This window comes from Actinosynnema sp. NPDC050801, assembly GCF_040673975.1.
GTDB lineage: Bacteria > Actinomycetota > Actinomycetes > Mycobacteriales > Pseudonocardiaceae > Actinosynnema.
This window is the reverse complement of sequence record NZ_JBFAQZ010000001.1, coordinates 98,302-123,729: the sequence shown is the minus strand read 5'-3', so window position 1 is coordinate 123,729 and position 25,428 is coordinate 98,302. Positions and strand designations below refer to the sequence as shown.

At 70.8% G+C, this 25,428-nt stretch carries 29 protein-coding genes and 1 pseudogene; 17 read left to right on the top strand and 13 right to left on the bottom strand.

Going from position 1 to position 25,428, the window contains the following annotated elements; genetic code table 11:
- Position 1: 1 nt before the first annotated feature.
- From AB0K14_RS00625 to AB0K14_RS00615, 3 genes are all read right to left on the bottom strand, one after another.
- A complete protein-coding gene (locus tag AB0K14_RS00625; protein WP_360448765.1) occupies positions 2 to 763 on the bottom strand; it encodes a hypothetical protein in 762 nt (253 codons plus the stop codon).
- Positions 764 to 769: 6 nt separating this feature from the next.
- Positions 770 to 1,690, bottom strand: coding sequence for an ABC transporter ATP-binding protein (locus AB0K14_RS00620; protein WP_360448768.1), 921 nt, complete (start codon positions 1,688 to 1,690; stop codon positions 770 to 772).
- Positions 1,691 to 1,896: 206 nt separating this feature from the next.
- The gene (locus AB0K14_RS00615) at positions 1,897 to 2,697 is read right to left on the bottom strand and encodes an HAD family hydrolase (protein ID WP_360448771.1); all 801 of its coding nucleotides are present in this window, start codon (positions 2,695 to 2,697) and stop codon (positions 1,897 to 1,899) included.
- 44 nt (positions 2,698 to 2,741) lie between these two features.
- On the opposite strand from AB0K14_RS00615, the gene AB0K14_RS00610 reads away from it, so the two are divergent.
- Both AB0K14_RS00610 and AB0K14_RS00605 read left to right on the top strand, forming a co-directional pair.
- Positions 2,742 to 3,317: a TetR/AcrR family transcriptional regulator gene (locus tag AB0K14_RS00610; RefSeq protein ID WP_360448774.1), complete on the top strand. Its 576-nt coding sequence runs from the start codon at positions 2,742 to 2,744 to the stop codon at positions 3,315 to 3,317.
- A complete protein-coding gene (locus AB0K14_RS00605; protein WP_360449100.1) occupies positions 3,314 to 4,225 on the top strand; it encodes an SDR family oxidoreductase in 912 nt (303 codons plus the stop codon). The genes AB0K14_RS00610 and AB0K14_RS00605 overlap by 4 nt, the downstream gene beginning before the upstream one ends.
- A 61-nt stretch (positions 4,226 to 4,286) precedes the next feature.
- Here AB0K14_RS00605 and AB0K14_RS00600 read toward each other — a convergent pair whose 3' ends face one another.
- From AB0K14_RS00600 to AB0K14_RS00590, 3 genes are all read right to left on the bottom strand, one after another.
- Entirely contained in the window at positions 4,287 to 4,943 is a 657-nt protein-coding gene (locus AB0K14_RS00600; RefSeq protein ID WP_053714464.1) for a response regulator transcription factor, read from the bottom strand.
- 31 nt (positions 4,944 to 4,974) lie between these two features.
- The gene (locus AB0K14_RS00595; protein WP_360449103.1) at positions 4,975 to 6,138 is read right to left on the bottom strand and encodes a sensor histidine kinase; all 1,164 of its coding nucleotides are present in this window, start codon (positions 6,136 to 6,138) and stop codon (positions 4,975 to 4,977) included.
- A gap of 119 nt (positions 6,139 to 6,257) precedes the next feature.
- Complete coding sequence (locus AB0K14_RS00590) at positions 6,258 to 6,797, bottom strand: hypothetical protein (protein ID WP_360448778.1); 540 nt, start codon at positions 6,795 to 6,797, stop codon at positions 6,258 to 6,260.
- 86 nt (positions 6,798 to 6,883) lie between these two features.
- On the opposite strand from AB0K14_RS00590, the gene AB0K14_RS00585 reads away from it, so the two are divergent.
- The 4 genes from AB0K14_RS00585 (at position 6,884) to AB0K14_RS00570 (ending at position 11,413) form a co-directional block, all read left to right on the top strand.
- Positions 6,884 to 8,416 carry a dynamin family protein gene (locus AB0K14_RS00585; protein WP_360448781.1) on the top strand — a complete coding sequence of 511 codons (1,533 nt, stop codon included), beginning with the start codon at positions 6,884 to 6,886 and terminating at the stop codon, positions 8,414 to 8,416.
- Positions 8,413 to 8,790 carry a nucleotide exchange factor GrpE gene (gene grpE / locus AB0K14_RS00580; protein ID WP_360448783.1) on the top strand — a complete coding sequence of 126 codons (378 nt, stop codon included), beginning with the start codon at positions 8,413 to 8,415 and terminating at the stop codon, positions 8,788 to 8,790. Before AB0K14_RS00585 ends, grpE begins: the two co-directional genes overlap by 4 nt.
- Before the next feature lie 13 nt (positions 8,791 to 8,803).
- A complete protein-coding gene (locus AB0K14_RS00575; RefSeq protein WP_360448786.1) occupies positions 8,804 to 10,621 on the top strand; it encodes a dynamin family protein in 1,818 nt (605 codons plus the stop codon).
- A gap of 117 nt (positions 10,622 to 10,738) precedes the next feature.
- Complete coding sequence (locus AB0K14_RS00570) at positions 10,739 to 11,413, top strand: hypothetical protein (RefSeq protein WP_360448788.1); 675 nt, start codon at positions 10,739 to 10,741, stop codon at positions 11,411 to 11,413.
- Here the strand turns inward: AB0K14_RS00570 and AB0K14_RS00565 are convergent.
- A complete protein-coding gene (locus AB0K14_RS00565) occupies positions 11,400 to 11,606 on the bottom strand; it encodes a DUF397 domain-containing protein (protein WP_364336989.1) in 207 nt (68 codons plus the stop codon). The two genes, AB0K14_RS00570 and AB0K14_RS00565, sit on opposite strands and share 14 nt — an antisense overlap.
- Positions 11,607 to 11,617: 11 nt before the next feature.
- The gene (locus AB0K14_RS00560; RefSeq protein ID WP_360448792.1) at positions 11,618 to 12,466 is read right to left on the bottom strand and encodes a helix-turn-helix transcriptional regulator; all 849 of its coding nucleotides are present in this window, start codon (positions 12,464 to 12,466) and stop codon (positions 11,618 to 11,620) included.
- Positions 12,467 to 12,581: 115 nt separating this feature from the next.
- Between AB0K14_RS00560 and AB0K14_RS00555 the strand changes: the two genes are divergently transcribed.
- The 4 genes from AB0K14_RS00555 (at position 12,582) to AB0K14_RS00540 (ending at position 16,124) form a co-directional block, all read left to right on the top strand.
- A complete protein-coding gene (locus AB0K14_RS00555; protein ID WP_360448795.1) occupies positions 12,582 to 12,845 on the top strand; it encodes a hypothetical protein in 264 nt (87 codons plus the stop codon).
- A gap of 7 nt (positions 12,846 to 12,852) precedes the next feature.
- A complete protein-coding gene (locus tag AB0K14_RS00550) occupies positions 12,853 to 13,344 on the top strand; it encodes a GNAT family N-acetyltransferase (protein WP_360448798.1) in 492 nt (163 codons plus the stop codon).
- Positions 13,345 to 13,739: 395 nt separating this feature from the next.
- Complete coding sequence (locus AB0K14_RS00545; protein WP_360448801.1) at positions 13,740 to 15,551, top strand: phosphoenolpyruvate carboxykinase (GTP); 1,812 nt, start codon at positions 13,740 to 13,742, stop codon at positions 15,549 to 15,551.
- 252 nt (positions 15,552 to 15,803) lie between these two features.
- Positions 15,804 to 16,124, top strand: coding sequence for a hypothetical protein (locus tag AB0K14_RS00540; protein ID WP_360448804.1), 321 nt, complete (start codon positions 15,804 to 15,806; stop codon positions 16,122 to 16,124).
- A 41-nt stretch (positions 16,125 to 16,165) separates the two neighbouring features.
- On the opposite strand, the gene AB0K14_RS00535 is transcribed toward AB0K14_RS00540, so the two are convergent.
- Positions 16,166 to 16,996: a septum formation family protein gene (locus tag AB0K14_RS00535; protein ID WP_360448806.1), complete on the bottom strand. Its 831-nt coding sequence runs from the start codon at positions 16,994 to 16,996 to the stop codon at positions 16,166 to 16,168.
- A gap of 4 nt (positions 16,997 to 17,000) precedes the next feature.
- Positions 17,001 to 18,233 carry a hypothetical protein gene (locus AB0K14_RS00530; protein ID WP_360448809.1) on the bottom strand — a complete coding sequence of 411 codons (1,233 nt, stop codon included), beginning with the start codon at positions 18,231 to 18,233 and terminating at the stop codon, positions 17,001 to 17,003.
- A gap of 202 nt (positions 18,234 to 18,435) precedes the next feature.
- On the opposite strand from AB0K14_RS00530, the gene AB0K14_RS00525 reads away from it, so the two are divergent.
- Genes AB0K14_RS00525 through AB0K14_RS00510 form a run of 4 tightly spaced genes read left to right on the top strand, consistent with a single transcriptional unit; the run spans position 18,436 to position 21,460 of the window.
- Entirely contained in the window at positions 18,436 to 19,191 is a 756-nt protein-coding gene (locus tag AB0K14_RS00525) for a YbaB/EbfC family nucleoid-associated protein (protein ID WP_360448812.1), read from the top strand.
- A 7-nt stretch (positions 19,192 to 19,198) separates the two neighbouring features.
- Complete coding sequence (locus AB0K14_RS00520; RefSeq protein WP_360448815.1) at positions 19,199 to 19,522, top strand: type VII secretion target; 324 nt, start codon at positions 19,199 to 19,201, stop codon at positions 19,520 to 19,522.
- A 16-nt stretch (positions 19,523 to 19,538) separates the two neighbouring features.
- A complete protein-coding gene (locus AB0K14_RS00515; protein ID WP_360448818.1) occupies positions 19,539 to 20,660 on the top strand; it encodes a hypothetical protein in 1,122 nt (373 codons plus the stop codon).
- 2 nt (positions 20,661 to 20,662) lie between these two features.
- The gene (locus tag AB0K14_RS00510) at positions 20,663 to 21,460 is read left to right on the top strand and encodes a hypothetical protein (RefSeq protein WP_360448821.1); all 798 of its coding nucleotides are present in this window, start codon (positions 20,663 to 20,665) and stop codon (positions 21,458 to 21,460) included.
- A 3-nt stretch (positions 21,461 to 21,463) separates the two neighbouring features.
- Here AB0K14_RS00510 and AB0K14_RS00505 read toward each other — a convergent pair whose 3' ends face one another.
- Positions 21,464 to 21,613: a hypothetical protein gene (locus tag AB0K14_RS00505; RefSeq protein WP_360448824.1), complete on the bottom strand. Its 150-nt coding sequence runs from the start codon at positions 21,611 to 21,613 to the stop codon at positions 21,464 to 21,466.
- Positions 21,614 to 21,627: 14 nt separating this feature from the next.
- Positions 21,628 to 21,699, bottom strand: a pseudogene (locus AB0K14_RS00500) (LamB/YcsF family protein); the annotation flags it as partial.
- 89 nt (positions 21,700 to 21,788) lie between these two features.
- On the opposite strand from AB0K14_RS00500, the gene AB0K14_RS00495 reads away from it, so the two are divergent.
- The 3 genes from AB0K14_RS00495 to mctP all read left to right on the top strand — a co-directional run bounded on the left by AB0K14_RS00495 (position 21,789) and on the right by mctP (position 24,509).
- Positions 21,789 to 22,490 (top strand): GntR family transcriptional regulator, encoded by a 702-nt coding sequence (locus AB0K14_RS00495; protein ID WP_360448827.1) that lies wholly within the window; start codon positions 21,789 to 21,791, stop codon positions 22,488 to 22,490.
- Between the two features lie 118 nt (positions 22,491 to 22,608).
- A complete protein-coding gene (locus AB0K14_RS00490; protein ID WP_360448829.1) occupies positions 22,609 to 22,875 on the top strand; it encodes a DUF3311 domain-containing protein in 267 nt (88 codons plus the stop codon).
- Complete coding sequence (mctP, locus tag AB0K14_RS00485) at positions 22,875 to 24,509, top strand: monocarboxylate uptake permease MctP (protein ID WP_360448832.1); 1,635 nt, start codon at positions 22,875 to 22,877, stop codon at positions 24,507 to 24,509. Before AB0K14_RS00490 ends, mctP begins: the two co-directional genes overlap by 1 nt.
- Before the next feature lie 15 nt (positions 24,510 to 24,524).
- Here the strand turns inward: mctP and AB0K14_RS00480 are convergent, their stop codons facing one another.
- A complete protein-coding gene (locus AB0K14_RS00480) occupies positions 24,525 to 25,427 on the bottom strand; it encodes an ROK family protein (RefSeq protein WP_360448834.1) in 903 nt (300 codons plus the stop codon).
- Position 25,428 lies beyond the last annotated feature (1 nt).

Here is a 25,428-nt window from a genome sequence, read left to right as displayed (position 1 = left end):
GCTACGCGTCCCGCCGCTTCACCACGACGAGCGAGACGATGTAGATGACCAGCGCGATGCCGGCGAAGTACGCGAACGAACCCCACGGGCTCAGCTCGCCGATCGCGGGCGGCCCGGCGCCCTCCGGGATCGAGCTCGGGTCCGGGTCGCCGAAGATGAACTTGCTGGCCACGGTGAACGGCATCCACTTCTGGATGTCGTCGCCGATGTTCGGGATGAACCCGACCACGCTCTCCACGACCAGCGCGAACACCAGGATGATCGACACCGCGCCCGCGGTCTGCCGCACCAGCGCGCCGACGCCCAGGGCGAGCAGCGCGCCCGCCGCGAAGACGAGGCCGACGCCGGCGACGTGCCGCCAGTCGTTGCCGGTGGTCAGCGCGAGCTGCGAGTTGTCGTCCGCGAGCACCCAGCTCAGGCCCCACGACCCGAACGCCGAGGCGAGGCCGACCAGGGCCGACAGCAGCACCACCACGACCGCCTTGGCGATCATCGGCGAGATGCGGTCCGGCACGGCCTGGAACGTCGACTTGATGGTGCCGAAGCGGTACTCGGTGGTGACCGCGAGCGCGGCCATCACCATGACCACGTAGAGCCCGAACGTGTGGGTGAACACCGCGCCCAGCACGGGCATCGGCGAGTCGCTCCAGTTGGCCGCGATGATCGCGGTGATGCCGACGGTCAACCCGAGCGCCAGCAACATGCACCACCACGGCGAGCGGGTGGTGAAGAGCTTGATCCGTTCAACGGCGAGCAGAGTCATCGGTGGTCACTTCCCCGTCTCGGCGAGTTCGGCGTGGTACTCCACAGAATCGCCGGTGAGCTGCATGAATGCCTGTTCGAGCGAACCGCGCTGGGGGCTCAGCTCGTGCAGCACCACGCCGCTGCCCGCCGCGATGTCCCCGATCTCGTCGCTGGTCGCGCCCGACACGGTGAGCGAGCCGTCGGAGTCCTCGCGGACCGTGAAGCCCTTGTCGATGAGCATCGCACCGAGCTTGTCCGCGTGCGGGCTGCGCACCCGGACGGTGTTCTCGGTCGACCGCTCCACGAACTCGGTGGTGCTGGACTGCGAGATGAGCTTGCCGCGCCCGATGACCACGAGGTCCTGGGCGGTCACCGCCATCTCCGACAGCAGGTGGCTCGACACCAGCACGGTGCGCCCCTCGGCGGCCAGGTTCTGCATGAACTTGCGGATCCAGAGGATGCCCTCCGGGTCCAGGCCGTTGACCGGCTCGTCGAACAGCAGCACCTTCGGGTCGCCCAGCAGGGCGCCCGCGATGCCGAGGCGCTGCGACATGCCCAGGGAGAAGCCCCCGGCGCGGCGCTTGGCGACCTTGGTCAGGCCGACCATGTCCAGCACCTCGTCCACCCGGCGGTCGGGCAGGCCGTTGGACTTGGCCAGCCACTGCAGGTGCGCCCGCGCGGAGCGGTTGGGGTGCACCCACTTGGCGTCGAGCAGCGCCCCGACGACCCGCAGCGGGCGGTCCAGCTGCGCGTACGGCTTGCCGTCGATCAGCACCTTGCCGCCGGTCGGCCGGTCGAGGCCGAGGATCATGCGCATGGTGGTGGACTTGCCCGCGCCGTTGGGACCGAGGAATCCGGTGACCCGACCGGGCTCGACGGTGAAGGACAGGTTGTCCACCGCCACCGTCTTCCCGTAGCGCTTGGTGAGGCCGATAGCCTCGATCATGGTTTCTCCCCTGGACGACACATCCCCCGGACTGCGGTGAACCTTGCCCGATCCAGGGGGCTCGCACATCGGTCTGTAGTTGACTCGTCGGTGCGACTTCAGTCTTATCGTTGCCGATACCTCGGTTGTAGTAATCCGTGTTCACCCTGAGTTGTCCCCTAGGCCGTTGCCGGCTCGTTCTCAGGGATGGGATGACCCGAGGTGGGCTAAGCGGCGAAGTACCGGTCCAGCACGGCCGCCGCGCCGTCGTCCAGAACCGTCCCGGTGACCGCGTCCGCGACCTGCTGCACGGCGACCGGCGCCTGACCCATGGCGACGCCGTGCGCGGCCCACCGGAGCATCTCCACGTCGTTGGAGCCGTCACCGATGGCCAGCGTGTCCTGTTCGGACACCCCGAGCGCGCTCCGCAACGCCTCCAGCGCCGCCCCCTTGGTCACGCCGGGAGGCGTCAGCGTCAGCCACGGCTCGGTGTGGTCGCACGACGCCGTCACGTCGGGCAGCTCCACGTCCAGCATCCGCAGGGCCAGCTCCTCGGGCGTGCGGCCGACCCAGCGCACGACCAGCCGGGACGTCGGGGTGTCCACCAGCTCCCGGTACGACACCTCCCGCACCTCGCCCCACAGGTCACCGTCCGGGAACCGGCCGAACGACAGGTTCCCCACCCCGGTCAGCTCGACCGCGAACACCGCGTCGGGCAGCACGGCGCGCAACCGGTCGACCGAGGGTGCCGGGTCGAACTCGACCTTGCGGACGACCTCGCGGGTGGTGGTGTCCCACCAGACCGCGCCGTTGGAGCAGATCGCCGTGGTGCCGCGCAGGTCGAGGTCGTCGACGATCGGCCGGGTGCCGACCAGGCTGCGGCCGGTGGACAGGACGACGCGGGCGCCGTGGTCGACGGCCCGGTTGATGGCCGCGCGCACGGCGGGCGCCACGTCCTCACGGCCGACGGGGGTGATCGTGCCGTCGATGTCCAGGGCGATGAGGCTCGGTCTCCAGGTCACTGTCATCACCCTACTGGGCGACCATTAATGAACCGTGGTTCAATAACGGGGTGGCACGACCGAAGACGATCACGGACGAGCGGTTGCTGACCGCGGCGGCGGAGGTGATCGCCCGGCGCGGACCGGGGTTCACCATCGCCGACGTGGCCGAGCGGGCGGGCGTCTCGGTGGGCACGGTGGCGGGGCGGTTCGGCTCCAAGAGCGGCCTGCTCCAAGCCCTGACCAGGCAGACCAGCGATGACAACGTGCGCCGGATGCGGGCGGCGGCGGCCGCGGCGGAGGACCCCGTGGACGGGCTGCGGGCGGCGCTGCTGACGTGGTTCGAGGGCGTGGTCGACCCGGCCGAGGCGCAGAACCACCTGGCGCAACTCGGCGTCGACCTGATCGACCCGCAGCTGCGGGCGTTGCTCGCCGACCTGTACGCGACGACCGAGCAGACCGTGTTGGAGCTCACCCGACAGGTGGACCTCCCACGCGGTCCGTCACCGGAACGCGCGGCGCGGGTGCTCACCGGGTTGCTCTACGGCGTGTCGATGGACTGGTCCATCCGGCCTCGCGGGGAGCTGGCCGACCGGCTGGCGCAGGACGTGGACGCGGTGTTGGACGCGTGGAGAGGGAGACGATGAAGGCGTTGGACGGCAAGGTCGCGGCGGTCACGGGCGCGACGCGCGGAGCGGGACGGGCGATCGCGGTCGAGTTGGGCGTGGCGGGCGCGACGGTGTTCGTCGGCGGCCGGTCGACCAGGGGGCAGAGGTCGCCGATCGGCCGGGACGAGACGATCGAGGAGACGGCGGAGCTCGTCACGGCCGCGGGCGGGCGCGGTATCCCGGTGCGGTGCGACTTCACCGTGCCGGCGGACGTGGACGCGTTCCGCGCCCGCATCGAGTCCGAGGCGGACGGCCGGTTGGACGTCCTGGTGGACGACGTGTGGGGCGGTGAGGCGGACACCGAGTTCAAGGTGTTCTGGGAGCAGGACCTGGACCGGCAGCTGCGGATGTGGCGCAACAGCATGGAGGCGCACTTCGTCACCCTGCACCGCCTGCTGCCGCTGCTGATCCGCACGCCGGGCGGGCTGCTGGTCGAGGTCACCGACGGCGACAGCGACGACTTCTACAGCGAGTCGCTGGCCTACGACTCGGTGAAGGTCGCGATCCGCCGGATCGGCACGGTGATGGCGAAGGAGCTGGAGGCGTTCGGCGGCACGTCGGTCTCGGTGACGCCGGGGTTCCTGCGGTCGGAGCAGATGCTGGAGCACTTCGGCGTGACCGAGGGGAGCTGGCGCGACGCGGTCGCCAAGGAGCCGCACTTCGCGATGTCGGAGACGCCGCACTACGTGGGGCGCGCCGTGGCGGCGTTGGCCGCCGACCCGGACCGCCACCGGTTCACCGGCAAGGCGCTCGCGTCGTGGACCCTCATGCGGGAGTACGGCTTCGCCGACCTGGACGGTTCGCGGCCGGACTGGGGCCGCTGGTACGAGGAGGTCGTCAAGCCGGGCGTCGACCCGACCACGGCGGACCCGTCGCGGTACCGCTGACCCGCGGGCGTCCGGCCCGGCGCCGCCCGGCGAGAACGTCGCCGGGTCAGACGTCGCCGGGTCAGACGTCGCCGGGTCGGACGAGCCCCGTCTCGTAGGCCAGCACCACGGCCTGCACGCGGTCGCGCAGTTCCAGCTTCGCCAGGATGCGCCCCACGTGCGTCTTCACCGTCGCCTCGGACAGGAACAGCTTCCGCGCGATCTCGGTGTTCGACAGCCCCTTGGCGATCAGCACCAGCACCTCGCGCTCCCGCTCGGTCAACGCCTCCAGCACCGCCGCGTCCCGCAGCTCGCCGCCGCCCTCGCCGAGGAACCGGCTCAGCAGCCGCTTGGTCACCGAAGGCGACACCACCGCGTCACCGCTGGCCACCGCCCGCAACGCGGACACCAGGTCACCCGGCGGGGTGTCCTTCAGCAGGAACCCGGACGCGCCGTTGCGCAACGCCGACAACGCGTACTCGTCCAGGTCGAACGTGGTCATCACGAGCACCTTCGCGGTGCCCGCCTCGGCGATCCGCTTGGTCGCCTCGACCCCGTCGAGCACGGGCATGCGCACGTCCATCAGCACCACGTCGGGCCGCAGCCGTTCGGCCAGCTGCACGGCGTCGAGCCCGTTGGCCGCCTCACCGACCACGTCGACGTCCTCTTGCGCGCCGAGCACCATCCGGAAGCCCATGCGCATGAGCTCCTGGTCGTCCACGAGTAGTACGCGGATCACACTGCCACCTTTTCCCTAGACGACAGGAACCCTATGACGGGACGAGCGGGAGCACGGCTCGGACCCGCCACCCGCCGCCGGGGTTGGGGCCCGCCTCGATCGCGCCACCGAGCACGCCGGCGCGTTCACGCATGCCGATCAGACCGTTCCCGCCGGACACCGCGACCAGGTCGTGCGGCGTGCCGAAACCGTCGTCGGTCACCTCGACCTCCACGTGGTCGCCCGCTTGGGTGACGCGGACGGTCGCCGCGGCGCCCGACCCCGCGTGCTTCAGCGTGTTCGTCAACGCCTCCTGCACGATCCGGTAGACGCCCAGGCCCAGGCCCGCGGGCAGCGCGTCGAGGTCACCCAGCGTCTCCAGCCGCACCGGCAACCCGGCGGCCCGGCAGTTCTCGGCCAGCTCGTGCAGGTCACCGGCGTCGGGCTGGGGCACCCACTGGGTGCCGGACTGGTCCTCCGACCGCAGCACGCCCAGCAGCCGCCGCAGCTCGGTCAACGCCTGCCTGCCGGTGTCGGCGATGGTCCGCACCGCGGCCTCGGCCAGGTCCGGGTTGGTCTTGATCGCGTAGCTCGCGCCGTCGGCCTGCACCACCATGACGCTCACCGCGTGCGCGACCACGTCGTGCAGCTCGCGCGCGATCCGCGACCGCTCCTCACCCACCGCGATCCGCGCCTGCTGGTCGCGTTCGGTCTCCAGCAGCTTGAGCCGCTGCTCCAGCTCCCGGTTGTAGGCGCGGCGGGCGCCGACGAACTCGCCCATCGCCCAGCTGAACCCGAAGATCACCGCGATCACGAACACGATGAACGCGGCCTCGACGCCCGCGCCCATGGGCCACAGCGCCCACACGAACGTGCCGACGGCCAGCCAGATCGCGTACAGCAGGGCCTGCCGCCTGCCGACGTACGCGATGATCGTGTACAGCGCGATGGCCAGCGCGAAGTCCGCCAGCCGGATCGGCAACCCGGTCTCCAGGTCGCCGTGGGTGACCAGCTGGACCGCCCCGCCGAACAGGATCACGTAGGACGAGCCGAGCGGGTACTTCCGGCGGAACACCACCGGCACGATCATCATCGCGCCGACGAACAGCAGCGTGGAGCCCGGCACGGCCGAGTTGTTGGCGCTCAGCACGCCCAGGTCGAACACGAGCAGCAACCCGGCCATCAGGGAATCCCCGAAGACCGGGTGCGCTCGCATCCACAGGCTCAGTCGCCGCACGTGACCAGGTTAGATATCGGTCGAAGCGCCGCGCGTCGCGCCACGGGTTGACCCCCGCTAATCCTCAAGGCGGATGGAACCGCCCCGGTCGCGACCGCCTACCGAGTGGTCTTGATCTGCGTCGGGTCGACCTTGTCCTCGACCCTCGGCGCGGGCGCGCCGTGCACCGGCGGGACCGGCTGCGCCAGGTGTGCCGACGGCGCCGGCTGGGTGGGCTGGACCGACTCCACCGGCTCGACGCGCGTCTGCGGCGGCACGGACCGCTGCTGCTCGTACTGGCGGTGGTCCTCGGACATCTCGTCGGCCAGCTGCTGCTGGAGCTGCCGGTCGCGGATGCGGCCCAGGATCATCATGGTCACCGCGTGCACCAGCGCCAGGACCAGGAGCATGACGCCCAGCTTCACCACGACGTCCTTGACCGGGTCGCCGGTGTTCACCGAGACGATCGACACGATGGCGAGCAGCCCGAGGACCACGAGGTGGAACAGCACCGTGGCCAGGCGGGTCATCGACCTGGCCGCCTCCGGGTCGCCGTACGCGCGGCTCATGTACCCCTTGCCGCTGCGGTAGATCAGTTGGCCGTCGATCAGCACCAGCACCACGCCGAGCAGCAGGAACACCGCATATCCCTGTTCCATGGCGGACCTCCCTCGTCGGTCGCCGAAATACCCCGGTCGCCGTGTTCGCAAACCGCGCGTCACCCCCACGTGGCACGATCTCCGGCGTGACGACGCAGGCCCAGCAGCTCGCCGGTCCGCTCTCGGCGGCGGTCGCGAACCTCTGCGTCGGCCTCCAGCCGCAGGTGTCACCGTCGACCGCGGCGGGGTTGCGGGAGGTGCTGCGGCGGCTGTCCGCGCCGTTGCAGGTCGCCGTCGCGGGCCGGATCAAGTCCGGCAAGTCGACGCTGGTCAACGCGTTGATCGGGCGTCGCGTCGCGCCGACCGACGTGGGCGAGTGCACCCGGCTGGTGACCCGCTTCCAGTACGGCACGGTGGACCGGATCGAGGTGGTGTTCACCGACGGCCGCAAGCAGGTGCTGCCGTTCGAGGCGAACGGCTCGATCCCGCCGGACCTGGGCGTGGACATCGACCGGGTGTCGCACATCGAGGCGTACCTCACCAACGCGGTCCTGCGCGACCTGACCGTGATCGACACCCCCGGCCTGGGGTCGCTCGACGCGGCGTCGGTGGCGCGCACCGAGGCGTTGCTGGGCGCGGTGTCCGGCGCCGACGGCCTGGACCCGGTCTCGCGCAACGCGGTGGCCGGCGCGGAGGCCGTGCTCTACGTCGTCACGCAGGGCGTGCGCGCGGACGACCAGCAGGCGCTGGCCGCGTTCACCGCCGCCACCGCGAGCCGCGAGGCGGGCCCGGTGAACGCGATCGCGGTGCTGAACAAGGCCGACACGATCGCCGCCGAGACCGTGGAGGGCTCCGACGGCGACACGTGGCGGGCCGCCGTGCTGCTCGCCGAACGCCAGGCGCTCACCCTCAAGCCCCGGGTCGCGGACGTGCTGCCGGTGATCGGCCTGGTCGCCGAGTCGACCGAGACCGGCGGCTTCACCTCGGCCGACGCGGACGCGCTGCGCAAGCTGGCGGAGCTGGACGACGCGACCCGCGAGACCATGCTGATCTCCGCCGACCTGTTCGTGAGCTGGGAGTGCGACGTGCCGGTCGGCACCCGCACCCGGCTGCTGGAGAAGCTGGACCTCTACGGCGTCCGCAAGGCGCTCGAAGCCGTGGACGCCGAACCGGGCATCACCGCGGGCGCGCTGCGCCGCAGGCTGCTCGACTCCTCGGGGCTCGACGGCGTGCGGGCCAAGCTCAACGCGGTGTTCCGGTCGCGGGCCGACGGCATCAAGGCCGCCGCCGGGCTGGCGTCGGTGACCTCGCTGGCCGCCGCCTCGGGCGACCCGAACGAGCGGCAACGCGTGCACGACGCCATCGAGGTGCTGCTGGCCAAGCCCGAGGCCCACCAGCTGCGGCTGCTGGAGGCGTTGACCCTGGTCGCGTCCGGCGCCGTGGCCATGCCGAACGACCTGGTGGAAGAGGTGCTGCGGTTCGGCAGCTCGCCGGACGTGTCCGAGCAGCTCGGCCTGCGCGGCCGGCCGCCGCAGGAGCTGATGGCCTACGCGCTGGAACGGGCGGGCTGGTGGCGCTCCTTCGCCTCGTTCGGCGCCACGCCGGCGCAGAGCCGGGTGGCGCACGTGGTGCACCGGGCGTACTTCCTGATCTGGCAACAACTGCGGGGACGGCGATGAGCGGAACGGAACAGGGCGGTGCGGCGTCCGAGCACGCTGTGGAGACGACGCTGGAGACCACCATCGCCGACGAGCTGCTCGACCAGGCGTTGGCCGAGCGGCGCGCTCTCGTGCAGCTCTGCCTGTACGCGCTGGACCGCGCCCGCAGCGCGGGGGTGGTGGAGCGGCTCGAAGAGGGCTTGGCGGCCATCGGCGTGACCGCGTTGCGGCCCGACGGGGAGCGGTTCGACCCGTCGCGGCACGAAGCGGGCGGTACCGTGCCGACGCCGGACGTGTCGCTGGACGGCGTGGTCGCCGAGACCGAGGTGGTCGGCTTCACCGACCGCGGTCGGACGCTGCGCGCGCCGATCGTCACCGTCTACACCGCGCGCTGAGGGACCGGGTCGGATGAGCACCCTGCCGCAGACGGTCCGCCAGACCAGGGAGAAGCTGACCAACCTGGTGCGGGCGCTGGACCCGTCGGCCGCGTCGTTCGTGGAGACCCGCCGGGCCGGTGCCGCGTCCGTCGTGGTCGTCGGCGAGACGAACCGGGGCAAGAGCTCGCTGGTCAACGCCCTGCTGGCGACGCCGGGCCTCTCGCCGGTGGACGCCGAGGTGGCGACCGCGACCTACCTGGTGTTCCGGCACGGCGCGGAGTGGTCGGCCCGCGCCTGCTACGCCGGGTCGATGTCGCCGGTGCCGTTCGACCGGTCCGAGATCGTGAACTGGGTGTCGGCGGCGCACGAGCTGCCCGAGGGGATGCTGCCGCCGCGGTACGTCGAGGTCGAGGCGCCGATCCCGCTGCTGGAACGGCTGTCCGTGGTGGACACGCCGGGCGTGGGCGGCCTCGACTCCGTGCACGGCGAGCTGGCCGCCGAGGCCGCCGCGACCGCGACCGCGCTGCTGTTCGTGGTCGACGCCTCGGCCCCGTTCACCCGAGGTGAGCTGGACTTCCTGCGCACGGTCGGCGAACGCGTCGAGACCGTGGTGTTCGCGCTGACCAAGGTCGACCAGTACCGGGGCTGGCGGCAGGTGCTGGAGGCCGACCAGGCGCTGCTGGCCGAGCACGCGCCGAGGTTCCGCGGCGCGGTGTTCCACCCGGTGTCGTCGCGGATGTTCGAGCTGGCGGCCAAGGCGCCGAACCCGGACGCGGCGGCGATGCTGCGCGAGCGGTCCGGGATCGGCGCGTTGCAGGAGGCGGTGCAGGAGCTGGTGGTCGGCCGGGCGGCGATGCTCGGCGAGGCCAACGGGCTGCGGGCGCTGGCGACCGTGCTGGACGAGTTGATCGCGCGCAACGAGGCGGACAAGCGCGCGCTGTCGTCGGGCGAGGAGGAAGCCGAGACGTTGCGCGAACGGCGGGACGAGCTGAACTCGCAACGCCGTTCGTCCACGCGCAGCTGGCAGGTGCGGCTGCGCGGCGAGGTGCAGCGCGCGCGGGTGGAGGGCGCGCACGAGGTCAGTCGCCAGATGCGGGACGTGCAGACGTGGTTCCGCACGGCCATCGACGCGGCTGATCGCGACCGGCTGGCGACGTTGCCGCAGGAGGTCGACACGGCGTTGCAGGTGGTGTCCGGTCGGATCAGCGCCGGGCTGGCCGTGCGGCTGTCCCGGGTCGCGGACTCGGCGTTGGCGGACCTGTTCTCGCCCGAGGAGCTGGCCGTGATCCGCGGTCAGTTCGCGCGCGGCGTGACGCCGCCGGTCGTGCTGCGGCCACCGGAGAAGCGCGCGCCGACCGCCGAGGACAAGCTCCTGGTGTTCATGGGCGTGTCCGGCGGGTTGGGCGCGGGCCGGCTGGCCGCGTTGCCGCTGGCCGGGCTCGGGGTGGCCGCGCTGAACCCGATCGTGCTGCCGGTGACCATCGCGCTGGGGTTGGGCGCCGGCTGGTGGATGGCCCGCACGCGCAAGCACTCGGCCGACAAGCAGCACCTCAAGCAGTGGCTCTCGGACGCCATCGCGGACGCCCGGTCCACCGTGGACCAGCTGGTGGCCGAGCAGTTGATCGAGGCCGAGCAGCAGCTGTCGCTGGCGTTGGACGACGCGCTGGGCAAGCGGGTGGACGCGATCGAGTCGGAGCTGCGCGAGGTCGACAAGGCGCTGCGGATGGAGGCCGGCGAGCGCGCCAGGGCGCTGCAGTCGGTGACCCGCCGGCTGGCCGAGCTCACCGCGGGCCGGACGAAGGTGGACGAGCTGCTGGCCCGCATCAGGGCCGTCCGCGACCGCGTCTGACCTCGCGGTCGAGGCGCGGCACCGGCGATCCCGCCGGTGTGTCGGAGCTTCCCCGGGGGAACCGAACAGGCATAACGTGAGTCTTACCGGTACGGAACGCAGGAGGGTGGGACACGGGTGTACATCGACGAGACAGGCGCGGCCGACGGCGAGCTGAAGGTCACGGTCGGCGACGAGGAGTACACCGCCGAGGCGACCTACGACCTCGACCAGGACGGTGTCGAGGAGAGCGCGGTCGTGGAGACCGACGACGGCGGGCACCTCGCGTTCAGCGACACCGACGGCGACGGCCAGGCCGACCTGATGAGCACGTTCGACGCGGACGGCGAGCTCGTCGGCCAGGCCGAGTTCGACGAGGACTCCGGCGAGTGGATCGCCGCGGAGCCGACGGACGACCGCGACCAGCGGACGAACACCAACGCCGGCAAGGCCATCGTGGTCGACATGGAGGACGGCGCCGACCAGAACGTCGGGCCCGCCACCGAGGACACCGACGGTGACGGCCGCGCCGACACGGCGGTGGTGAAGGACGAGGACGGCGACACCTGGCTGTTCACCGACGCCGACGGCGACGGCACCGCCGACCTGGCCACCGAGATCACCCAGGACGGCGAGGTCACGGTGTCGAAGCACACCGGTGACGACGAGTGGACCGAGGTCGAGCACGGGCGCATCGGCGAGGACGGCAAGTACACGCCGGACAGCGACGAGGCCTGGTCCGACGAGAAGGTGACCGTGTCGGGCGTGGTCCGCATCGACTCCGTCACCGGCCAGTGGATCAGCCCGAACTGACCCCTGGACCGACCCCTGAACCGACCTGAGCCAAGAACGACTGCCACCCACGGGCCGCGAACACCAACCGCGGCCCTTCGGCGTTCTTCGAGTCCCGCACGCCGACCTCGGTTCCGGTGAACCGCACCTCGACGCACCCGTTGCTGCCCGCTGTGCTCCGACTGCTCTTGAACCACCCGGTGTCGCGCTCCACGACGTGACTCCTCACAACATCCCGATCAGCAGGGCGCGGGTGTCGTCGGCGCTGAGCGCCAACTCCTCGACACGGCCGATGATCCGCCGCATCGGATCGGTGTCCGCCGGCTGATCGTAGTAGGTGTAAGGCCCGTGCAGCACTGACGCGAAGGCGACAGGCGTGCTCTCCGCGAAGTCCAGGACCATCAAACCGCCGCCCAGCGCCGGGTTGTCCGGCACCGCGTTCGGCACCACCCGGACGCTGATCCGGGGATGTTGCTCGATCATCTGGAGCAGGTGGAGCACCTGTCCCCGCATCACCGACGGACCACCGACCACGTGGTGCAAGGTGTCCTCGGTGAAGATCAGCTTGATCGTCCGCGGGGCCGAGGCCGCCAACAGTTGCCGCTGCTGCTGGAGGCGGAATTCGATGCGGTCGGCGGTCTCCTGCTCCGACGTCTCCCAGAAGATCGAGTCGGCGCTGCCCAGGAGCGCCCGGATGTAGTCGGGCGACTGGGCCAGGCCGGGCACCACACCGCACTCGTACCAGCTGACCACCTCCGCCGAGGCTTGCAGGTCGGTGAGCCGCTGGAAGGGTTGCGGCAGGTTGTCGACATATCCCCGCCGCTTCTGCCGCTTCCGGCTCACCGCTCCCAGCGCGAGGACGGTCTCCCTCTCGGACCCGTGCACGCCGTAGAAGTCGAGCAGTCGGCCCAACTCCTCGACGCTCAGCGTGCCCTTGGCATGCTCGATCTGGCTGATCCGGCCGGTGCTGAGACCGAGGGCCTCCGCTGCCTGCTGCTGCGACCTGTCCGCTGTCTCGCGCAGTCGGGCGAGGGCCGCCCCGAGTTGGAGGCGCTCGACCGTCTGCTGTGCCATGCCCACGGCGCCATCACCTTCACCCGATCGGGAACCCGCTTTAAGCCTCGCAATAGGCTAGCTTGAGGCTTGTACTTTCCGTGTTCGATCACATACAACCAGCTAGGAGGCAGGCGTGGCGCAGAGGGTGATCCGCAAGGAACGGGAGCGGCGGGAGTGGTTGCTCCGGTGCCAGACCGACAGGGGCGAGGCGGCCGTGTGCACGATCAACGTCAACAACGGGGTGGTCGAACTGCTCGGCCCGGACGACAAGTTCTGCTTCCAGCTCGAAGACACCTCGATCGCGGACTTCCGGGCCGCCTTCGACGCGGCCATCGCCCGGGCCGAGGCGGACCTGACCGCAAATCCGGGTGCGGAGGTCGTGCGCCTGTCGCGATGATGGCCGCATGGTCATCCGCCCGCTGACGGCCGACGACATCGGCACCGTGGTCGAGTTCTCGCTGCGCGCGTGGGCTCCGGTGTTCGACTCGTTCCGCGCCGTCCTGGGCGTTCCGATCTACACCGCGCTGTTCCCGGACTGGGAGTCGACGCAGGCCCGAGCCGTCGAGGACGTCTGCCGGGACGACGCGACAGCCGTGTGGGTGGCCGACCGGCTCGACCGCGTCGTGGGTTTCGTCGCGGTCCGGGTGGGGGACGGCGAGATCCACATGCTGGCCGTCGACCCCGACCACCAACGGCAGGGCATCGGCTCCGCCCTGACCGACTTCGCCGTCGAGCGCCTGCGTGAAGCGGGCGTCGCGCTGGTCGTCGTCGGCACGGGCGGCGATCCCGGCCACGCACCCGCCCGCCGCACCTACGAACGCGCGGGCTTCACCCCGTTCCCCCAGGTCCAGTACTACCGGCGGCTCGACGTCGGCAATCCCTTGGGGCACAAGTAGAAGAGTCGTTCAAACTACTTTCTGAAACGGTCGAGTAATCCGGGCATTTCGTCGCAGCAATTCTTGCGCCGATCCGTGAGAGCGATCTCACAACGTCGCCTGGTGTACACCTGATCGTGTGGCGATCGACGCACCGGGCCGCCCTTGCATTCCGCCGACTAAAGCCCAGGTCACAGGCGGATTTGTGGTGATCGGGTGCTGAATCGATTCCAGAATCGGTTTTGTGAGCCAGCCGACAGGCCAGATGTGCGTTACCCGGGATTAACCCGGCTAACCTCCGTCTATCCCCTTAAACGGCACGCCCTCCACCGGGCGGGCGGAGCCATTCGCGAGGACGTCCCACCAGGACAACGGCGTCCACCGTGGGCTGGCGCTCAGCTAGGAGACGAGACGAGATGACGGCAGTGACCATTCCCGGTCTCGACCACGCACCGACCAACCACGCGCGCCTGCTGTCCTGGGTGCACGAGGTCGCCGAGCTGACCTGCCCCGATGAAGTGGTGTGGGCCGACGGCTCCCAGGACGAGTGGAACCGGCTCACCGCCAAACTCGTGGACGCGGGCACCTTCGTGCCGCTGAAGAAGAAGCCCAACTCGTTCTGGGCGGCGTCGGATCCCACCGATGTGGCGCGGGTCGAGGAGCGCACCTTCATCTGTTCGGTGGACCCGCAGGACGCGGGCCCGACGAACAACTGGATGGACCCCGCCGAGATGAAGGCGATCATGACCGAGCTGTACCGCGGGTCCATGCGCGGTCGGACGATGTACGTGATCCCCTTCTGCATGGGTCCGCTCGACGCCGAGAAGCCGATGCTGGGCGTGGAGATCACCGACTCCGAGTACGTCGTCGTCTCGATGCACATCATGACCCGCATGGGCACGAAGGCGCTGAAGCGATTCGGTGAGGACGCCGACTTCGTCCAGGCGCTGCACTCGATCGGCGCGCCGCTGGAGCCGGGCCAGGCCGACGTCCCGTGGCCCTGCAACGACACCAAGTACATCACCCAGTTCCCCGAAGAGCGGACGATCTGGTCGTTCGGCTCGGGCTACGGCGGCAACGCGTTGCTGGGCAAGAAGTGCTACTCGCTGCGCATCGCCTCGGTGATGGCGCGCGACGAGGGCTGGCTGGCCGAGCACATGCTGATCCTCAAGCTCACCTCGCCGGAGCAGAAGTCCTACTACATCGCGGCGGCGTTCCCCAGCGCGTGCGGCAAGACCAACCTCGCCATGCTGGAGCCGACCATCCCGGGTTGGAAGGTCGAGACCCTGGGTGACGACATCGCGTGGATGCGGTTCGGCAAGGACGGCCGGCTCTACGCGGTCAACCCGGAGAACGGCTTCTTCGGCGTCGCCCCCGGCACCGACTACCACACCAACCCCAACGCGATGCGCACCATCGAGAAGGGGAACTCGCTGTTCACCAACGTCGCGCTGACCGACGACGGCGACGTGTGGTGGGAGGGCATGGGCGAGCCGCCCGCGCACCTGACCTCGTGGAAGAAGCAGGACTGGACGCCCGGCGGCGACGAGCTGTCGTCGCACCCGAACTCGCGCTACTGCACGCCGATCGACCAGTGCGACATCAAGGCGCCCGAGTGGGACGACCCGAACGGCGTGCCGATCTCGGCGATCTTCTTCGGCGGCCGCCGCGCCACCACCGTCCCGCTGATCACCGAGTCGCGCGACTGGCAGCACGGCGTGTTCATGGGCGCGACCCTGTCCAGCGAGACGACCGCCGCCGCCGTCGGCAAGACCGGCGTCGTGCGCCGCGACCCGATGGCGATGCTGCCGTTCATCGGCTACCACGCCGGTGACTACTTCCAGCACTGGATCGACACCGGCAAGTCGGCCGACGCGGACAAGCTGCCGAAGATCTTCTACGTGAACTGGTTCCGCCGGGGCGACGACAAGCGGTTCCTGTGGCCCGGGTTCGGCGAGAACTCGCGCGTGCTGAAGTGGGCCGTCGAGCGGATCGAGGGCAAGGCCGCCGCGGTGGAGACGCCGATCGGGCATGTGCCGACTGCGGCCGAGCTGGACCTGTCGGGGTTGGACGCGTCGCGCGAGGACATCGAGGCGGCGCTGGAGTTCGACGCCGACGAGTGGCGGGCCGAGATCCCGATGATCGAGGAGTGGTTCGCCAAGATCGGCGAGAAGGTGCCGACCTCGCTGCGCGACGAGCTGGAGGCGCTGAAGCTCCGCCTCGGCTGACCTCGACAGCTGTACCTCCCAGGCGGGAGACCCGGTGGCCAACGGCGTCCACCGGGTCTCTTTTTGGTTGCTCCCGGTGACATCCGGCTCGTCCGGAGGTACTACAGGTGTGTGAGCCAATCGGACGATTTTCTCGGCGGGCTGCACTACGACCGCCCCCGTGAGGGTGCACCGCGCACGGGAGTCGTGCGGTACCTCCCGGCGGGTGACGCGGTTGAGCCCGTGCGGAGACGGGTATCACCTTGGTGGCACGTGGCCGGCGTCCTGCTCGGGACGGTCGGCGCCGCGGCCGCGGTGTTCGTGACGGCCTTCGCGCTCGACCTCCTCGCGGACGGCGCGCGGATCGAGGGTCTGCTGGCGCTGGGAGTCGTGGGACTCCTGGTGGGTTTGGTGTGCGTGGGGAAGCTGTCCCCAGCCGCACCGCTGACCGTGGGACTGGCCGCCCTCGCCGGTTCGGTGCTGTACGAACTTGCCGTCCTGCCGTTCTTGCCGGTGCTCAGGACCATGTTCGAGAGCGGGATCCCGGTCGTGGTGGGCGTGTTGCTGGTGTTGCTCGCGTGGCGGGGGGACTAGTTGTCCACAGGTTGTGGATGGAACTGTGCACAGCCTGTGGGTCAGTTGGGGAGTGGGTTCTTCCCGAGGCCCCAGAGCCTGCCGGTGAACGCCCGGGTGGCTTCGGCGTAGCAGACCGCCGACGTGTAGCCCTCGGACCACGCCTGGCTGCCGAACGCGCGCCACGACGCGAAGACGTCGTCCCGTTGTGCGCCGACGTAGTTCGTGACGGCCTTGGCGCAGTGCTCGGCCGCCTTGGCGTTCACCTCGTCGAGCGATGGCGCCGGCTCCTGCGGACCGCCCAGCGCGAGCACGCCCGGCACGGCCTCGGCCTTGTGCGGCTGGTCGCAGGCGGTGATCCCGGCGTCCCGCGCCTGCCCCGGTGACGCGGTCGCGCACAGCTGCACCGTGCCGAACCCGGCCGCCTTCAGCAGGTCTTTGGCGCTGCCCTTGCGCCGCGCCCGGCTGCCGTCCGGCTTCATCTCCACCACCGTGCACACGCGCCAGCGGTCGCCCTTCGCCCACCCGTCGCGGCTGGGCCAGTACGCGTGGGCCTGGAGGCGGGTGGCGTCGTGGTCGGGGCTGCCGAGGTAGGCGGTGAGCGCGGTGCGGCACGCCGGCAGGGCGGCCCGGCGCAGGTCGCGGTCGTTCGGGTAGGCGTCGCCGAGACCGTCGAGCACGCCGATCCCGGTCACCTCGGCCTCGTGCTCGACCGCGCAGTCGAGGACTTCCAGGCCGGTGTTCGTGCACTGACCGGCCTTCGGCAGCTGGTCGGCGGACGGGGTGAGGGAAGGGCGGACGACCTCGGCGTCCGGCACGCCCTGCACCGGGGTCGTGCAGGCGGCGAGCGACAGCGCGGCCAGTGCCACGACCGCCGCCCGCCAGCCCCTCACGCGGTCAGATTACTGACACCAGCGCGACCACCTGGTCGGCGATCGCCCGGCGGTCCCGTTCGAAGGCCGCGTCGGTGAGCGCGGTCGGGTCGGCGGGCTGGCCGAGCACCGGCGTGTGCAGATGACCGCCCGCGGTCGTGGTGACCCCCAACCCGAGCCTGACCCGGTTGGCCCGGTACATCGACTCGTTGGACAGGTAGTCGCCGCCACTCCCACTGGCCGCCGCCGCGCCGGGCGTCGGCTCGTCCACGCGGCAGTCGGGTGCGCCGGTGCCGGGCGTGGTGCCGACCGGCCACTCGCAGAACTCCCGGTTGTAGCGCACGGGGAACGGCGTGGTCCCGGCGGCGACCATGCGCTGGTGCGGCAGGGTGGTCTCGATGAACTCGTGCGCGGGCTGCGGCCACCCCGCCGCGTCCGGCACGACGCCGCGTGCCGACACGTCGTTGTTGTCGCCGAACCCGCCGCGCCACCGCCCGGCCCACCGCTCGACGTCGAACTGACCCGGCCTGCCCTGGCTGACGGTGACCAGCGCGCTGGGTCGTGACTGCAACGCCGTGCCGTAGAACCGCTCCACGATCCCCTGGTCGAACGCGCCCCACAGCACCGGCAGCACGGCGGCCTCCACCACCACCGGCCCGGACGGCGTCTCCAGCACCCGGCCGTCGAGCTGCAACGCCGCCGCGCCCGCCGGGTTGCTGCGCCGCACGGAGGTGCCGCTGAGCTGGAACGGGTCGAACCCGGTGACCGCGATCCGCCGCACCCCGCCGCCGACACCCTGGTCGTCCACGCCGCGTGACGCGCGGTCGAACGACTCGACCAGCCGCGCCCGGTCGGCCGCGCCGAGCCGCCACCCCGAGGGCTGCCACTGCCGCAGCGCCTTGGTCGCGAGCAGCCGGGCCCAGTACAGCGGCCGGTCGTCGTAGCGGTCCCAGGCCTGCGGCGACCGCGCCCGCAGCACGGCCGCCCGCCACAGGTCCGTGCCCGCCGTGCGGGTGAACTGGAGGGCCTGCGTGCGGGACATCGGCTCGCACAGGCGGGTGGTGAACCGGCTGACGTCGTCCTCGAACCCGCCCGACCGGACCAGTTCGGGCCCGACCTCGGGGCCGGTCGGCGTGAGCCGGTCGTCCAACCGCTGCTCTTCCACGGTGGTGGGTGCGTTCGGGTCGAAGCACGGTGCGGGCTGCGCGTGCGCGATGCCCGGAAGGGTGAGGAGGGACAGACCGAGTGTGAGAGCCATCACTGCACGGAGTCGTCTGGTCACCCACAGATGCTCCCGGACCGGCAGCGGGTCGAGGAACCCGCCGAACGGCCCCTGGGTTTCACCCATCAGGCTTTTCGCCCAATCGGGTACGCGGTGACCGGTCGGCTTGCGAGTATGAGTGCTGCTCACCGGCGTCGCACGCGTCGCCGCAGATCGGGAAGTCGTCGGAGGTCCTGCCGTGTCGGCCGAGTTCGACCAGCTCGTCGCCCAGTTCGAACAGTTCCAGGCCAAGCTGCACCGGGTCGACCAGCAGGTCGCCGGCATCGACCAGATGCAACAGGAACTGGCCACGATGGAGGTGGTCGCCACCTCACCCGACCGCGCGGTGACCGTCGTCGCCGGCCCGTCCGGGGCGATCAAGGACATCCGGCTGACCGACCAGGCCATGCGCCGGCCGCCGCACGCGCTGGCCGCCGCGCTGATGGGGACGCTGCGGCAGGCCGTCGCCGAGGCCGCGCGCCGCCAGGCGGGGATCGTGGAGAACGCGCTCGGCGACGACATGCACCTCACCGACCAGGTGCTGGAGACCCAGGCCCAGCTGTTCGGCGTCACGCCGCAGGAGCTGCGCGCCATGACCGAGCAGGCGGCCCAGAACCAGACGGCCCAGAACCAGGCGGCCCAGAACCAGGCGGCCCAGAACCAGGCGGCCCAGAACCCGCCGCCCGCCGTGCCGCCCCACACCCCGCCCTACGCCGGTCCGCCGCCGATGGCGCCGCCTCCCGTGACGGGCCCGAACCGGGTGCCACCCGCCCCGCCGGCCCGACCCGCCCCGCCGGCCCCGCCGCGCCGCCCCGAGCCCGTCGAGGAACCCGACGACTTCTCACAACGCCGGTTCCTCCGTGACGACGACCAGCCGAAGCCGCCCCCGCGCTCGGGGCCGGCGCAGAACCAGGACGGCCGTTTCTTGAACCTCTTCGACGACGAGGACCGGTGACCACGCGATGAGCGGTGGATTCGACGTCAACCCGGACGAGTTGAGGGACTTCGCGGGCAAGCTCGGCGCGCACCGCGGCACGGCCGCCGAGATCGCGGGCCTGGTCGCCAAGGCCGACGTGTCGAACAAGTCCTGGGGCGTGGTCGGCCTGTTCGTCAAGGACAACTACACGCAGATGCTCGGCGACCTCAACGACCTGTTCACCGCCATGCAGGAGGGGCTGCAGTCGGGCGCGGACAAGTTCAACGGCGCGGCGCAGGACTACGACGAGCAGGAACAAGCCGTGAAGGACCTGCTCAACGGCCTGCAAGTCGAGTTGGACAACAAGTAGGGGCGGGGTACCCACCATGGCGGAAGTGAAGACCACGGCCGGCGGCGTCGAGATCACCGTCGGCGAGAAGGACACCAGCCAGAAGATGGCGGAAGCCGCCCCCTTCTACGGCAACTACCTCAAGATCAAGGAAGCGGCGGGCAAGGCGTCCGAGAACGGCGGCGCCGAGGTCACGGGCCTGGCCTCCGAGGGTTCCGCGTTGGTCGCTTCGCTCGGCACCTCCGCGCTGGGCATCGCGACCGACCCGATCGGCTGGTTGGTCGGGCAGGGGCTGAACTTCCTGATCAGCGTCGTGCAGCCGCTGGAGGACGCGATCCACTTCGTCAGCGGCGACGGTCCCGCGCTGGCGCAGGCGGCGGAGAACTTCAACGCCATCGGCAAGGGTGTGGCCGAGCTGCGGCAGAAGTTCGACGAGGACCTGCAGAACTCGGTGACGAGCTGGGGCGGCAAGGCGTCGGAGGCCGCGGGCACGAAGCTGGGCGAGTTCGCGAGCGGCATCGACGGCGTCGCCGGTCAGGCCGGTGAGCTGGCGCAGATGCTCCAGATCTCCAGCATGATCATGACCATCGTCGAGGACTTCATCAAGGCGATCCTCACCGAGCTGATCACCTGGCTGGTCATGATCTGGATCCCCGCCCTGGCCGCGGCCATCCCCAGCTTCGGCGCGTCCACCGCCGCCGCCGGCGCCGCGACCGGCGTGCGCGTCGCCACCACGGGCAGCCGGGTGGCGCGGATCGTGGCCAAGCTCAAGCAGTTCCTGACCAAGATCCTCGACTTCCTGCGCAACCTGGCCAAGCGGGTCGGGAACGTCAAGACCGCCTTCCAGCGCTCCATGGCCAACAAGCACGCGGGCAGTGTGGTCGCCGACGCGCTCAAGGCGGGTGGCGACAAGTCCCCGCTGGTCAAGCTGTGGAGCAAGGACGGCATGATCGGCGAGCGGGTGCAGCAGGGGATCGGCAAGTCCCTGTGGAACGCGACCACCGACGCGGCGGCATCGCAGCTCGGTGTCGGCACCGGCGCCAACGCGGGCATCGACAAGCCCTTGCGCAACCAGGCCGCCCAGGAGAAGGCGGACGAGTACGCCGCCACCGGCGAAGACCAGTCGAAGCAGCAGACCAAGGGATACCTGGACATCTGATCATGGATGACTTCTACCTGGACCTCCTGCCGCTGGGAGCCATCGTCCTCGGCCTGTTCGCGCTGGGGTTCTGGTGGAACCGGCGCAGGGAGCGCAAGGAAGAGCGCGAGCAGGCCGAGTCGCTGGCCTCGCTCGCCACCACCCTCGGTGGCCGGGTGGCCGGTCCGGACGACGTGCTGCCCTGGTCGGCCGAGCTGCTGGAGCCGCTGAGGGACGAGACCGACGGCATGATCAACCGGATGGGCACGGCGTCGCGCCCGGCCTACGTCACGGCGCTGGACTTCCGCCGGGGCCGGTGGTCGGTGCGCGTGACCGAGGCCACGGTGGAGAAGTCCATCGACAACGGCACGCGCACGGCCTACGAGCAGCGGATCGAGGTGGCCACCTCCCCGCTCGTGCCGATGAGGATCAGCCGCCGCGTCTACGGGGCGAAGAACTTCCTCGGTCGTGCGCTGCCACCCGACAACGCCCTCGCCCAAGGCGGCGAACTGGTCCGCGAAGTCCCGGTGACCGTGGCGCGCGAGCACGGGCAGTGGGTCCCCGCCAGGTTCCCGCCGGGTCCGCTGGACGCCCAGTTCGCCGTGTTCACCAGCGATCCGGCCGCAGCGGCAGGGCTGTTGAACCCCCGAGCCGTCGAGTGGCTGCTCAACGAGGGACTCGCGCTGCCGTCACCGCTGCACTTCGAGGCGGGGCTGGTCTTCGGCACCACGCCCAACCGGATCAACCCGGACCACTTGCCGGCCTCGGTCGACGTGATCCTCGGGTTGCTCGACCGGATGGGCGTGTCCCCGGCGCGCTGACCCTCACGCGCTCAGCCGGTCCACCCCACCGGCGAACGGGCCCAGTGGCACGCCCGCGTCGGTCAACGCCGTCCGCCGCCGGTCGACCAACGTGCCCGCCGCCGTGTACGGCCGGTCCGCGAACGCCTCGTACCGGACCGGTAGCCCGGCCACCGCGGCCCCACCACGTCGAGAAGGGCCTGGTCGTCACCCACGACCCAGCGACCGAACCCCTCGCCAAGATCCGCGTTGCGGTGCACGAGCCCTCCCCCACCTGTCGTCCAATTGAAGGATCGTTGAACGATCCTTCAATACTCCATTTGACTTGTCGGGCACTAGACTCGGGCACATGACGACCGCGCAGGCCGACGGCTGGCTGAACGCCCTCGCGAAGGACCGCGGTGACCTGGATCGCTCCAGCACGGCCGAGCGGGTGGCGGACAAGCTGCGCGCCAGGGTCCTCGACGGTGACATCAAGCCCGGCCGGCAGCTCAACGAGAAAGCCCTGGGCGAGGCCCTCCGGGTGTCCCGCAACACGCTGCGCGAGGCGTTCCGCCTGCTCACCCACGAACGCCTGCTCGTGCACGAGTACAGCAAGGGCGTGTTCGTCCGCCGCCCGGACGTGCCCGACATCGTGGACCTCTACGCCGCCCGCCGGGTCATCGAGTGCGGCGCGGTCCGCCGCTGGCCGCACGCGGGCGACGAGGCCCAACGCGCGGTGCGCGACGCCGTCGACCTCGGCCTGGCCTTCCGGGAGGCGGGCGACTGGACCGGCGTCGGCACCGCGAACGTCAAGTTCCACCAGGCGATCACGGCGCTGGCGGGCAGCGCCCGGCTGGACGGAGAGATGAAGCGGCTGCTGGCCGAGGTGCGCCTGGCGTTCCACGTGATGGGCGACCCGGAGGAGTTCCACCGCGACTACCTGCCGCTGAACCAGTCCATCGTGGACCGCCTCGACGCGGGCGAGGTGGAGTCGGCCGAACAAGCCCTCCTCACCTACTTCGACCGCGCGGAGAAGCACTTGGTCACCGGCCTGCGTGCGCAGCGGTAGTTGGTCACGATCCAACTACGTCATCCGTCGGTAACCCACCTGGCATGGTGACTACTGTCCCTCCTCCGGCCTAGCATCGCGCGACACCGCGTCACCGGGCCGCCGTACGGAGGGGCACATGTCGTCTGTTCGAAAATCCAGCCTCCGCTGGAGCAACTGGAACCTGCTCCTGCTGGTTCCGCTGCTCATGCTCGTCACGCCGTGGTTCAACTCCGACGAGCCGCGGGTGCTGGGGCTGCCGTTCTTCTACTGGTACCAGTTCGCCTGGGTCCCGGTGGGTGTGCTCTGCGTGGGCCTGGTCTACGTCAAGACCAAGGACGAACCCGTCGTCAAGGGCAAGCCGGACAAGCTCGGCGTGGACGACCTGGATGAGGGGGCCAAGTAATGCAGTGGACCGAGTTGGTGGTGTTCAGCGCACTGTTCCTGCTGGTCACCGTCCTGGGCTTCGTCGCGGCGAAGTGGAAGGCCGGCGACACCCTGGAGCACCTGGACGAGTGGGGCCTCGGCGGCCGCAAGTTCGGGTCCTGGATCACCTGGTTCCTGGTCGGCGGTGACCTGTACACCGCGTACACGTTCGTCGCCGTGCCCGCGCTGGTCTTCGGCGCCGGCGCGATGGGCTTCTTCGCGCTGCCCTACACGGTCATCCTGTACCCGATCGTGTTCCTGCCGCTGGTGCGCATGTGGTCGGTGTCGCGCGTGCACGGCTACGTGACGCCGGCGGACTTCGTCCGCGGCCGGTACGGCTCGCACTGGCTCGCGCTGATCGTCGCGATCACCGGCATCGTCGCCACCATGCCCTACATCGCGTTGCAGCTCGTCGGCCTGGAGGCCGTGCTGCGCACGATGGGCCTCAACGGCTCCGGCATCCTCGGCCACCTGCCGCTGTTCATCGCGTTCGTGATCCTGGCGCTCTACACCTACCAGTCGGGCCTGCGCGCGCCCGCGCTGATCGCGTTCGTCAAGGACACGTTGATCTACATCGTGATCCTGGTCGCGGTGATCTACCTGCCGTCCAAGTTCGGCGGCTGGGGCGCGATCTTCGACACCGCCCAGGCGAAGTACGCCGCGACCGAGAGCAAGGCCGACGGGATCATCCTCACCGGCAACAACCAGCTCCAGTACGCCACGCTGGCGCTGGGCTCGGCGCTGGCGCTGTTCCTGTACCCGCACTCGCTGACCGGCATCCTGGCCTCGCGCGGGCGCAACGTGATCAAGCGGAACATGGTCGCGCTGCCCGCGTACTCGCTGCTGCTCGGCCTGCTGGCGATGCTCGGCTTCGTCGCCATCAGCGCGGGCGCCAAGCCGATCACCAACCAGGCCACCGGCCGCCCGGACACCAACACGATCATCCCGGTGCTGTTCGGCCAGGAGTTCCCGGGCTGGTTCGCGGGCGTGGCGTTCGCGGCCATCGCGATCGGCGCCCTGGTGCCCGCGGCGATCATGTCGATCGCGGCGGCGAACCTGTGGACGCGCAACATCTACAAGGAGTACCTGAAGAGGGACGCCACGCCCGCCCAGGAGGCCAAGCAGGCCAAGCTGGCATCGCTGGTGGTGAAGTTCGGCGCGGTCGCGTTCATCGTGTTCATCGACCCGCAGTTCTCCATCGACCTGCAGCTCATCGGCGGCGTGATGATCCTGCAGACGCTGCCCGCCGTGGCGATCGCGCTGTACACGCGGTGGTTCCACCTGTGGGGCCTCGTCGCGGGCTGGATCGCGGGCATGGGCTACGGCATGTGGCTGCTCTACAACATCGGCAACCCGGCCGTCGGCAAGTCCCACTTCGCCGGGTCCGCGTTGCCGCTGGGCCAGCTGTCGCTGTTCGGCTGGCACCCGTTCGCCGGGTCGGCCGTGCAGATCTACGTCGGCGCCATCGCCGTCGTGACGAACCTGCTGGTCGCCGTCGTCGTGACGCTGATCGCGAAGCGGTTCCGGTTGTTCAACGGCACCGACGAGACGCAGGGCGACGATTACCACGTGGACGAGGACAGCGACCGGGTCAAGCCCATCGCCGTCCACTAGTCAGCCGTCCACTGGTCAGCCGAGCACCAACCGAGCGGCGCCGACGAGTCCCGCCTGGCCACCCAGCCGGGCGGGCTCCACGCGCAGGGAGCTCAGGTAGGACAACCCGCAGTGGTCGGCGACGGTCCGGCGGATCGGGTCGAACAGCAGGTCACCGGCCTGCGCCACGCCGCCGCCGACCACCGCAAGGTCCAGGTCCACCACCGCGGCCGTCGCCGCGATCGCCAGCCCGACCGCCCGCCCGGCCCGTTCGAACGCGGCCTTCGGGATCTCCTCACCCGTGCCGGCCGCAGCCGCCAGGTGCGCCGCGTCCGCACCGTCCGGCCCCTGCCAGCCCAGCCGGCGCGCCCACGCCACCATCCGCGGCCCGCCGGCCACCGTCTCCGCGCACCCGCGCCCACCGCACGGGCAGGCCTCGCCGTCCGGCTCGACCACCACGTGCCCGACGTGCCCGGCGTTGCCGGTCCGCCCGCCGAACGGCCGCCCGCCGAGCACCAGCCCACCACCGACGCCGGTGCTCACCACCAGCCCGAGCACGAACCGGCTGCCCTGCCCCGCGCCGAGCCAGTGCTCACCCAGCGCCATGCACGGCCCGTCGCCCGCCAACTCCACCGGCACGCCGGGCAGCAACGCCGACACCCGCTCGCGCAGCGGGAACCCACGCCACCCGGCGACGTTGATCGGGCTGACCGTGCCCGCGTCGACGTCCACCGGCCCGGCCGAGGCGATGCCGACCCCGGCCACGCCCTCGCCCTGCGCCACCTGCTCGACCACGGACGCCACCGCGTCCCAGACCTCTTCCGCGGACCCGGCCGGCGTGGCCACCCGAACCGCCCGCCGCACCGCGCCACCGCGGTCCACCAACGCACCGGCGATCTTGGTGCCGCCGACGTCGAGTGCGAGCACCAGGTCAGTCACG

What these genes read in the sequence shown, in the direction of transcription:
- AB0K14_RS00625 (WP_360448765.1), bottom strand. Translation starts at nt 763, where the DNA reads ATGACTCTGCTCGCCGTTGAACGGATCAAGCTCTTCACCACCCGCTCG.
- AB0K14_RS00620 (WP_360448768.1), bottom strand. Translation starts at nt 1,690, where the DNA reads ATGATCGAGGCTATCGGCCTCACCAAGCGCTACGGGAAGACGGTGGCG.
- AB0K14_RS00615 (WP_360448771.1), bottom strand. Translation starts at nt 2,697, where the DNA reads ATGACAGTGACCTGGAGACCGAGCCTCATCGCCCTGGACATCGACGGC.
- AB0K14_RS00605 (WP_360449100.1), top strand. Translation starts at nt 3,314, where the DNA reads ATGAAGGCGTTGGACGGCAAGGTCGCGGCGGTCACGGGCGCGACGCGC.
- AB0K14_RS00595 (WP_360449103.1), bottom strand. Translation starts at nt 6,138, where the DNA reads ATGCGAGCGCACCCGGTCTTCGGGGATTCCCTGATGGCCGGGTTGCTG.
- AB0K14_RS00590 (WP_360448778.1), bottom strand. Translation starts at nt 6,797, where the DNA reads ATGGAACAGGGATATGCGGTGTTCCTGCTGCTCGGCGTGGTGCTGGTG.
- grpE (WP_360448783.1), top strand. Translation starts at nt 8,413, where the DNA reads ATGAGCGGAACGGAACAGGGCGGTGCGGCGTCCGAGCACGCTGTGGAG.
- AB0K14_RS00575 (WP_360448786.1), top strand. Translation starts at nt 8,804, where the DNA reads ATGAGCACCCTGCCGCAGACGGTCCGCCAGACCAGGGAGAAGCTGACC.
- AB0K14_RS00560 (WP_360448792.1), bottom strand. Translation starts at nt 12,466, where the DNA reads ATGGCACAGCAGACGGTCGAGCGCCTCCAACTCGGGGCGGCCCTCGCC.
- AB0K14_RS00550 (WP_360448798.1), top strand. Translation starts at nt 12,853, where the DNA reads ATGGTCATCCGCCCGCTGACGGCCGACGACATCGGCACCGTGGTCGAG.
- AB0K14_RS00545 (WP_360448801.1), top strand. Translation starts at nt 13,740, where the DNA reads ATGACGGCAGTGACCATTCCCGGTCTCGACCACGCACCGACCAACCAC.
- AB0K14_RS00530 (WP_360448809.1), bottom strand. Translation starts at nt 18,233, where the DNA reads ATGGCTCTCACACTCGGTCTGTCCCTCCTCACCCTTCCGGGCATCGCG.
- AB0K14_RS00520 (WP_360448815.1), top strand. Translation starts at nt 19,199, where the DNA reads ATGAGCGGTGGATTCGACGTCAACCCGGACGAGTTGAGGGACTTCGCG.
- AB0K14_RS00515 (WP_360448818.1), top strand. Translation starts at nt 19,539, where the DNA reads ATGGCGGAAGTGAAGACCACGGCCGGCGGCGTCGAGATCACCGTCGGC.
- AB0K14_RS00510 (WP_360448821.1), top strand. Translation starts at nt 20,663, where the DNA reads ATGGATGACTTCTACCTGGACCTCCTGCCGCTGGGAGCCATCGTCCTC.
- AB0K14_RS00495 (WP_360448827.1), top strand. Translation starts at nt 21,789, where the DNA reads ATGACGACCGCGCAGGCCGACGGCTGGCTGAACGCCCTCGCGAAGGAC.
- AB0K14_RS00490 (WP_360448829.1), top strand. Translation starts at nt 22,609, where the DNA reads ATGTCGTCTGTTCGAAAATCCAGCCTCCGCTGGAGCAACTGGAACCTG.
- mctP (WP_360448832.1), top strand. Translation starts at nt 22,875, where the DNA reads ATGCAGTGGACCGAGTTGGTGGTGTTCAGCGCACTGTTCCTGCTGGTC.